This is a genomic window from Paenarthrobacter sp. NPDC091669 (assembly GCF_044756725.1).
GTDB classification, from domain to species: Bacteria; Actinomycetota; Actinomycetes; order Actinomycetales; family Micrococcaceae; genus Arthrobacter; species Arthrobacter bambusae_C.
Genome location: NZ_JBIVTK010000001.1, coordinates 611065 through 618170, shown reverse-complemented (window position 1 = coordinate 618170; position 7106 = coordinate 611065). Strand labels below are relative to the sequence as shown.

Sequence of the window (7106 nt, the reverse complement as noted above, 5' to 3'; positions counted from 1 at the left end):
AACGCCCGGTCCCATTCCGAACCCGGAAGCTAAGACCCACAGCGCCGATGGTACTGCACCCGGGAGGGTGTGGGAGAGTAGGACACCGCCGGACAACCATTAAGGCAAGAGCCCCGACCACAGGTCGGGGCTCTTCCCCTTTAACCACCCAACACACACCACCCACCACCCACACACCCCAACACCGCATCCACCACATGGCTGCGTTGCTTGTCCCGGCGGAACACCAGGTACTCCGTTATCGGCGGTATCGGATCAACAAAATCAAGCAACACCAGCCGGGGATCGTCGTTGAATTCATCCTCTGCGATGACCCCAATGCCCAGGCCGGCGATCACCGCCGCGTGGACTGCTTCCCGGCTGTCAGTCTCGAGTACTTCCTCTGGTTGCAGCTGGGCAGCGGAGAGCGCTGTTTCAATGGACCTACGGGTGACGGATCCGATCTCCCTGATGATCAGCGGGTGGTCTACGAGGTCCCGGAGCCGGATCACCTTGCTGCCGGCCAACGGGTGGTCCTGCCGAACGAAGGCCACCAGGTCCTGCGTTCCGAGCCGGCGTGCAATCAAGTCCGGATGTGGTGTCTCGTCGGCGATGATGCCGACGTCCACAGTTCCGGCCAGGACCCGTCTGCGTACCTCGGCGGAGTTTCCGCTGACGAGTTGGATGCTGACTCCCGGGTTCAGCCGGCGGAACGTGCTGAGCACGCCCACGGCGTTGATGGGAGCGTCGGTGCCGAACCGTAGCTCTCCTTGCATGACGTTGCGGGCCCTGGCCAGGACGGTCTCGGCCTCGAGCTCGGCGGCGAACAACCTGGCCGTGACTGCCAGGAGTTTTCGTCCCAAAGGCGTCAACTCCACTGACCGCCCGGCCCGCTGCAGGAGATGGACCCCATGGACCCGTTCCAGAAGACGGACCTGCTCGGACAGGGTTGGTTGGCTCACTTTCGCAGCTGCGGCCGCGGCGACGTAACTGCCGTGGGTAGCAACGAAGTGGAACGCCCGCAGGTGTGTGAGATTCATAGGCATGGCCTAAGTCTCCTATAGAGATGAGCGGCGTCTCCTATGAGTTGCCACCGAAGCCACGTACCGTCGTGGCTGTGAATAATGAACCCCACGTCCTTGTAGTCGGAATCGACGGCGTCCGTTACGACTCCCTTATGTCCGCGGATACTCCCGTTCTGGACCGGATCGCCCGGAACGGCTTCCTGCTGCCAGTCCGCGTTCACAGGAAGAATGCCACGATTTCCGGTCCAGTGTGGGCCACCGTGGCCACCGGGGTTTATGCAGACCGGCACGGGGTCACCGGGAACAGTGACCATCCGCCGGAGCTCGCTGCCTATCAGGACTTCACCGCGGTGCTTCGTGCGGCCCGCCCGGAGTCTCGCACCATGATTGCCGCGAGCTGGTTTCCTGTGGCGGCACCCACAGCGTGTGGGCCCCTCTTCTCCTCACGTGGATGGGTGCCGGAGGAGGACCCTGAAGAAGTGAACGACGCCGGCAGCTGGGTAAGTGCCGACGACGCCGTCGCTGATTATGCAGCCGGACGGTTGCAGCGCGAGAACCTTGCGGCATCCTTTGTGTACTTTGGCGAGGCCGACGTCGAAGCCCATAACAACGGAACGGGTATGGGCTATCTTTCAGCCATTCAGCGCTGCGACTCCCGCCTCAAAAGCCTGTTGGAAGCCATTGAGTCGAGGCCTGCCCGTGGTGACGAACAATGGACGGTCATAGTGGTGACTGACCACGGGCACGTCGATGCCGGTGGTCATGGGGGTGAGACCGGGGCCGAGCGCACAGCCTGGATCGCTGCCTGCGGCGAAAGCGTGCCCCGGGACGTCGTGGCTGTGGACCACGCTGACATCTTCGCCCAGGTACTGGCAGCCTTCGGCGTTGCAACAGGAGGCACTGACGGGCTCACCTTCGGTGCCCGGCGTGACCCGCAGGAGCGACCCGCACCGACGGCGGTTCCCCGTTGACCCTTACGGTGACGGCAGCAGTCCTCCTGGCGGCGGTCCTGCACAGCGTCTGGAATGCCTTGGCCAAGGCGATTCCTGACCGGCTTGCCTCGTCCAGCATGATTGCCTTGGCCTATTTGGCGTCCGGCCTGGTGGGGGCAGCGGTCTTCGGAGTGCCCCCACAGCAGTCGTGGCCCTATGTTGTAGCGTCGGCGGCCTTGCAGACCTGCTATCTCATCCTGCTGACGACGTCCTACAAGCACGGCGATTTCTCCAAGGTTTATCCGCTGGCCCGGGGCCTCGCTGTCCTCCTGGTCACGGGGGCCGCCACTACTTTCCTGGCAGAGAAATTGAGTTTTTGGCAGCTCTCGGGGGTTGCGGTGGTCGCTGGTTCGTTGCTGAGCCTGGCCCTCACAAAGCACAGCGCAACGGCCAGTGGCGGCAGGAACCGCAAGGGCACCGTCTTCGCTGTGCTCACGGGGGCAGCCATCGCGGCCTATACCTTGGTGGACGGGGTCGGAGTCCGGGTTTCCGGGCAACCGATGGCTTATGTCTCGTGGCTTTTCCTGCTGCAGGGCATGGTGATTCCCTTGATCTGCTGGCGCATGGCCTCCGAGAGCCGTTCTTTCCCGCGACGAGTGGCGCGGTACTGGAAGCCGGGATTCCTCGGAGGACTGGTGTCCATGCTTGCCTACGGAATTGTGGTCTGGGCGCAGAGCCTGGCACCGCTTGCCTTGGTGTCGGCGCTGCGTGAGACCAGTGTCCTGCTGGCTGGAGTCATCGGCGCGGTGTTCTTCAATGAGAAGTTCAGCCGGCTCCGGTTGGGCTTGACGGCAGTCGCGGTGGCAGGCATCGCCGCGATCCAGCTTGGCTAGCCCGAGAAGAACTCCGACAACTCCGAGATCAGCTTGTCCGGAGCTTTGATGGGCCCGTCATGCCCTGAGCCAGGGAGGATGCTGTAGCTGGATCCGGAGAGGACGTCATGGATCTGGCCGCACGCAACACCAAAGTAGGCGGGGCTCTTTTCGCCCACCACGATCAGCGTCTCCAGCGGGAGGGCAAGGAAGGGCTCGGCGGGCATGTCGGCAGCGATGACGGCCTTAATTTCCCGGACACCGCAGGTCATCAGTTCGCGCATCTGCTTGCCCAAGGGTGTACCGGCGGCCAGCTTGTTGGCCAGGGTGAGCATGGACAATGGCATGCGTGCGAAGGCGCCGCCGGTCTCCACGCCCTTGATCAGGACGGCGAGGGCGCGGTCGTAGTCTCCCGCCGCCGTCGCGCGTTCATAATCCGGTGTCCAGTCGGCCTTGACGCTGTGGTTGACCGACACGGCGGGGTCGTAGACGGCAAGCCTCTCCACGGGCAGGGTCCGAGCAGCGTGCAGCGCCACGGCGCCGCCGAAGCTGTGGCCAAAGACGTCGGTGCTGGACGTGTGTTTCATGACGGCGTCCAAGTCCCGGATATCGGCCTCGAGCGTGTAGTCCTCGGCCTGCGGGGATGAATCACCGCGTCCGCGTCGGTTGAAAGTATGAACGGGCCGGCCCAGGGCTTCGCTGAGTTTCTGCGCGAAACGCGAGTAATCGGCAGCCGTCACCATGGAGGCAGGAACGACGACGACGCCGGAACCCGCCGCTGCCAGCCCACCGCCTGTGGTGAGTACTTCGAGGTGTCCGCCGTCGTGGGTCATGATGATGTCGCGCGTCATGACTTGAGCCTAACCGAGCGACCTGAATGCAGGCAGCATGCCGGCCCTTATGTGGAAAAGCAGTCAGTGTGGAAAAGCACTCAGCGTTTGAAGTAGTCCGAGACATCCGAGACGAGTTCGTTGACTGCTGCAGGAATGGACCCATGGAATCCCTTGGGCGAAACCTCCAACGTGCTGCCGGGAACAGCCCTGTTCAGCCGCGCAGCGGTGACCTTGTAGAACTGTGGGCTTTTCTTGCCCACCATGAAGTGGGTGCTGGACGGCAGGACGGAAAAATCGCTCGGAGTATCTGCGGCTTCGAAGGCTGCCTTCAGCTCACCGACACCTGAAGGCATGAGCTCGCGGAAAAGCCTGTTCACTTTGGTTCCTGACACCACAGCCATGAGGCCCGCCAGAATGGGCTCAGGAACGCGGGCAAGGGCAGTTCCTGGCTGCATTCCGCGCTTCATCCGGGCCAGCGCCCGGCCAACATCGCCTTTGTCGACCGAGTCCGCGAAGCCGGCCAGCCACTCTGTGTCCATGCTGCCGTCGATGTTCACCGCGGCGTCGTAGACAGCGAGCTTGTCCGGCTGGTGGTGCGTGCCGGCAAAGGCCTGGGCGGCATTCAAAGCCACGGACCCGCCCAGGCTGTGGCCAAAGATGTTCCGGGCGCCGGTGGCGTCCATGATGGTGCGGACATCTGCGATCTCCGTGGCCATGGAGTAGTAGTGCGGCTGCTCGGTGGACTGGCCCCGGCCCCGGCGGTCATACACGTCCACAGCCCAGCCGGCACCGAGGCCCTTGGCCAAAGCGACGGAGAAGGGCCGATAAATGAGTGCCGTGAGGAACGCGCCACCGATCAGGACCACCCGGCGCTCCCCGGGTGCGTCTTCGGTGCCGTAACTGTACAAGGCGAGCCGGCCGCCGTCGTGCGTCTGAATATCGCGTTCCCTCACTGGAACATCCTAGGTGGCATCCGGAATTTCGCCGTGGAACCGGGTCCCGGAGAGGAACCGCGCTACGCGGGCTGCGAGCCGCTTGCCAGGCCGCAACGGCCCTTCGTGGAACTGCAGCGGCACCACAGCAAAGTCGATCACAGGCACGGCCCCGGCCAGGGTGCGGCCGGTCTCTGCGAAGTACGACGGACTCCAACCGCCGCTGAGCATCAAGGTGGGCGTGGAAAGTCCCATGAAGTCGTGAAGGTGGGCATCGGCGTCCAGGACGGCGCGCATTTCGGTGACTGCCGTGGGCAGCAGGGAGCGCATCTCCAAGCCCAGGCGGGTCCGGGCCGACAGGACACTGAGCGTGCGCAGCGCCCCCATGGGCAGATAGGAAATTGGGCCGGCCGTTCCCAACCCCTGCACCAGATGCGCCCACGCGTGATCCAGCTGACCGGCTGTGACCGCTTCCTCAAGCTCGGGCCGCCACCGGCTGCTGAGATTGCCTGACAGCGACACGGCGGCGTCGTAAGTGACCAGTTTGTTGATGCGGGCCCGCCTCGCGGCTTGCAGCGCCACAAAGCCGCCATAGCTGTGCGCTACAACGTCCGTGGAGCCGGTCTTCTCCATCACCGCGAGGAGGTCCGCGATCTCGGTTTCCACCGAATAGCCTGACGGCTGCGGCGCTGACCGCCCCCTGCCGCGCCGGTTATAGCTGTGAACCGGGCGCCCCAGCATGACGCTGAGGGTCCGCGCGAAAGGCCAGTACAGCGAGTCCGTCACCAAGGTGCCATGAACAAGCACGACGCCGGCCGGTTCAGCGGGTGCCTTCGAGCCGGGAATTGACGCTCCTGACGCGGGCCGGAAGGTGTGCACCTCAAGCTGCCCACCGCCGTCGACCGTTTCAACTGTCCATGTCTCCACAGCCCCGAGTCTATGCGTTTGCCTCATCTTGGGGCCCGGAAGTGAAGGTCCGTAATGACCGGTAAACTTAAGGACTGTGACTTCCGCAAACACCCCAGCCCTGAACACCTCCGCAGAACCCATCGATGCCAGCGAGCAGATGCGCATCCGTATGGAAAAGCGCGCCAAGCTGATCGAGCGCGGCACGGAGGCCTATCCGGTGGGTGTTGAACGGACCCATTCCCTCGGCGAAATCCGTGAGAAGTACGCGCACCTGGAAGCCGATGAAACCACCGGCGACACCGTTGGTGTCACCGGGCGCGTCGTGTTTGTGCGCAATACCGGCAAGCTGTGCTTCGCCACCCTCCAGGAGGGCGGCGTGGACGGCAAGGGCGTAAGGCTGCAGGCCATGCTGAGCCTTGCCAACGTAGGCGAGGAAGCGCTCGCCGAATGGAAGGCCCTGGTTGACCTGGGTGACCACGTGTTCATCAAGGGCGAGGTCATCTCCTCCCGCCGCGGTGAGCTGTCCGTCATGGCCGATTCCTGGTCCATGGCCTCCAAGGCCCTTCGCCCCCTCCCGGTACTGCACGCAGAACTGAATGAGGAAACCCGCGTCCGCCAGCGCTACGTGGACCTCATGGTCCGCGATGAAGCCCGTGAGATGGTCTACAAGCGCGCCGCCATCACCCGCTCGGTGCGCGACACCCTGGACCGCCACGGCTACGTGGAGGTGGAAACCCCCATCCTGCAGCTGGTCCACGGCGGCGCTACCGCACGCCCGTTCGAAACGCACATGAACGCGTTCGACCAGAAGATGACACTGCGCATCGCCACCGAGCTTTTCCTCAAACGCGCCGTTGTGGGTGGCATCGACCGGGTTTACGACATGGGCCGTGTTTTCCGGAATGAAGGCGTGGACTCCACGCACAGCCCTGAATTCACTACCTTGGAATGCTACGAAGCCTGGGCTGACCAGTTCGTCATGGCTGAGCGTATGAAAGAAATTATCCTCAACGTTGCGGACGTCGTTGGGACACGCACCATCCAAACGGATGCCGGCGAAATCAACCTCGACGGCGAATGGGCCTGGGTCTCGGTTTACCCGGGTATTTCCGAAGCGGTGGGTGTTGAAATTACGCCGGACACCACGGTGGAGGAACTGCTGGCAATTGCTGCCAAGCACGAAGTCAAGGTGGACCCCAAGTGGGACGCCGAGAAGATTGTGGTTGAGCTGTTCGGCGAGATTGTAGAACCCACCCTGCTGAACCCGACATTTGTTTATGACTATCCGCCGTCGGCGCAGCCGCTGGCCCGCCCGCACCGTGAAGACGGGCGCCTCATCGAAGCCTGGGACCTGATCATCGGCGGCATGGAGCGCGGTACGGCCTTCTCTGAACTCATTGACCCCGTCATCCAGCGCGAACGCCTGACGGAGCAGTCACGCCGCTCCGCCGCCGGTGATGAGGAAGCCATGCAACTGGACGAGGACTTCCTCCGCGCTCTCGAATACGGCGCGCCGCCCATGGGCGGCATCGGGCTCGGCATTGACCGTTTGGTCATGCTGTTCACCGGGGCCGGCATTCGCGAAACCATTCTGTTCCCCTTGCTGAAGCCTGAAGGACACTGA

General features: G+C 63.6%; 7 protein-coding genes and 1 rRNA gene. 4 read left to right on the top strand and 4 right to left on the bottom strand.

All coding sequences use genetic code 11. The annotated features are described in order from the left end of the window. Window positions 1–94 (top strand): 5S ribosomal RNA (gene rrf, locus ACIQLI_RS02950); the annotation flags it as partial. A gap of 46 nt (window positions 95–140) precedes the next feature. Here rrf and ACIQLI_RS02945 read toward each other — a convergent pair. Next, window positions 141–1025: a LysR substrate-binding domain-containing protein gene (locus ACIQLI_RS02945; protein WP_400384758.1), complete on the bottom strand. Its 885-nt coding sequence runs from the start codon at window positions 1023–1025 to the stop codon at window positions 141–143. A 71-nt stretch (window positions 1026–1096) separates the two neighbouring features. Here ACIQLI_RS02945 and ACIQLI_RS02940 point away from each other — a divergent pair, with 71 nt between their 5' ends. Together ACIQLI_RS02940 and ACIQLI_RS02935 are read left to right on the top strand one after the other, a co-directional pair. Then, window positions 1097–1975, top strand: a complete 879-nt coding sequence (locus tag ACIQLI_RS02940) for an alkaline phosphatase family protein (RefSeq protein ID WP_400384756.1) — start codon at window positions 1097–1099, stop codon at window positions 1973–1975. 8 nt (window positions 1976–1983) lie between these two features. Then, on the top strand, window positions 1984–2829 hold the full coding sequence (locus tag ACIQLI_RS02935; protein WP_400384754.1) for an EamA family transporter: 846 nt from the start codon (window positions 1984–1986) through the stop codon (window positions 2827–2829). Here ACIQLI_RS02935 and ACIQLI_RS02930 read toward each other — a convergent pair. The 3 genes from ACIQLI_RS02930 to ACIQLI_RS02920 form a co-directional block, all read right to left on the bottom strand. Beyond that, window positions 2826–3659, bottom strand: coding sequence for an alpha/beta fold hydrolase (locus tag ACIQLI_RS02930; protein WP_089593208.1), 834 nt, complete (start codon window positions 3657–3659; stop codon window positions 2826–2828). The genes ACIQLI_RS02935 and ACIQLI_RS02930 overlap by 4 nt on opposite strands. 80 nt (window positions 3660–3739) lie before the next feature. Then, the gene (locus ACIQLI_RS02925; protein WP_400384751.1) at window positions 3740–4594 is read right to left on the bottom strand and encodes an alpha/beta fold hydrolase; all 855 of its coding nucleotides are present in this window, start codon (window positions 4592–4594) and stop codon (window positions 3740–3742) included. Between the two features lie 9 nt (window positions 4595–4603). Beyond that, window positions 4604–5500: an alpha/beta hydrolase gene (locus ACIQLI_RS02920; RefSeq protein WP_354231685.1), complete on the bottom strand. Its 897-nt coding sequence runs from the start codon at window positions 5498–5500 to the stop codon at window positions 4604–4606. A 76-nt stretch (window positions 5501–5576) separates the two neighbouring features. On the opposite strand from ACIQLI_RS02920, the gene lysS reads away from it, so the two are divergent. Further along, window positions 5577–7106, top strand: coding sequence for a lysine--tRNA ligase (lysS, locus tag ACIQLI_RS02915; RefSeq protein ID WP_089593211.1), 1530 nt, complete (start codon window positions 5577–5579; stop codon window positions 7104–7106).

What these genes read in the sequence shown, in the direction of transcription:
- ACIQLI_RS02945 (WP_400384758.1), bottom strand. Translation starts at nt 1,025, where the DNA reads ATGCCTATGAATCTCACACACCTGCGGGCGTTCCACTTCGTTGCTACC.
- ACIQLI_RS02930 (WP_089593208.1), bottom strand. Translation starts at nt 3,659, where the DNA reads ATGACGCGCGACATCATCATGACCCACGACGGCGGACACCTCGAAGTA.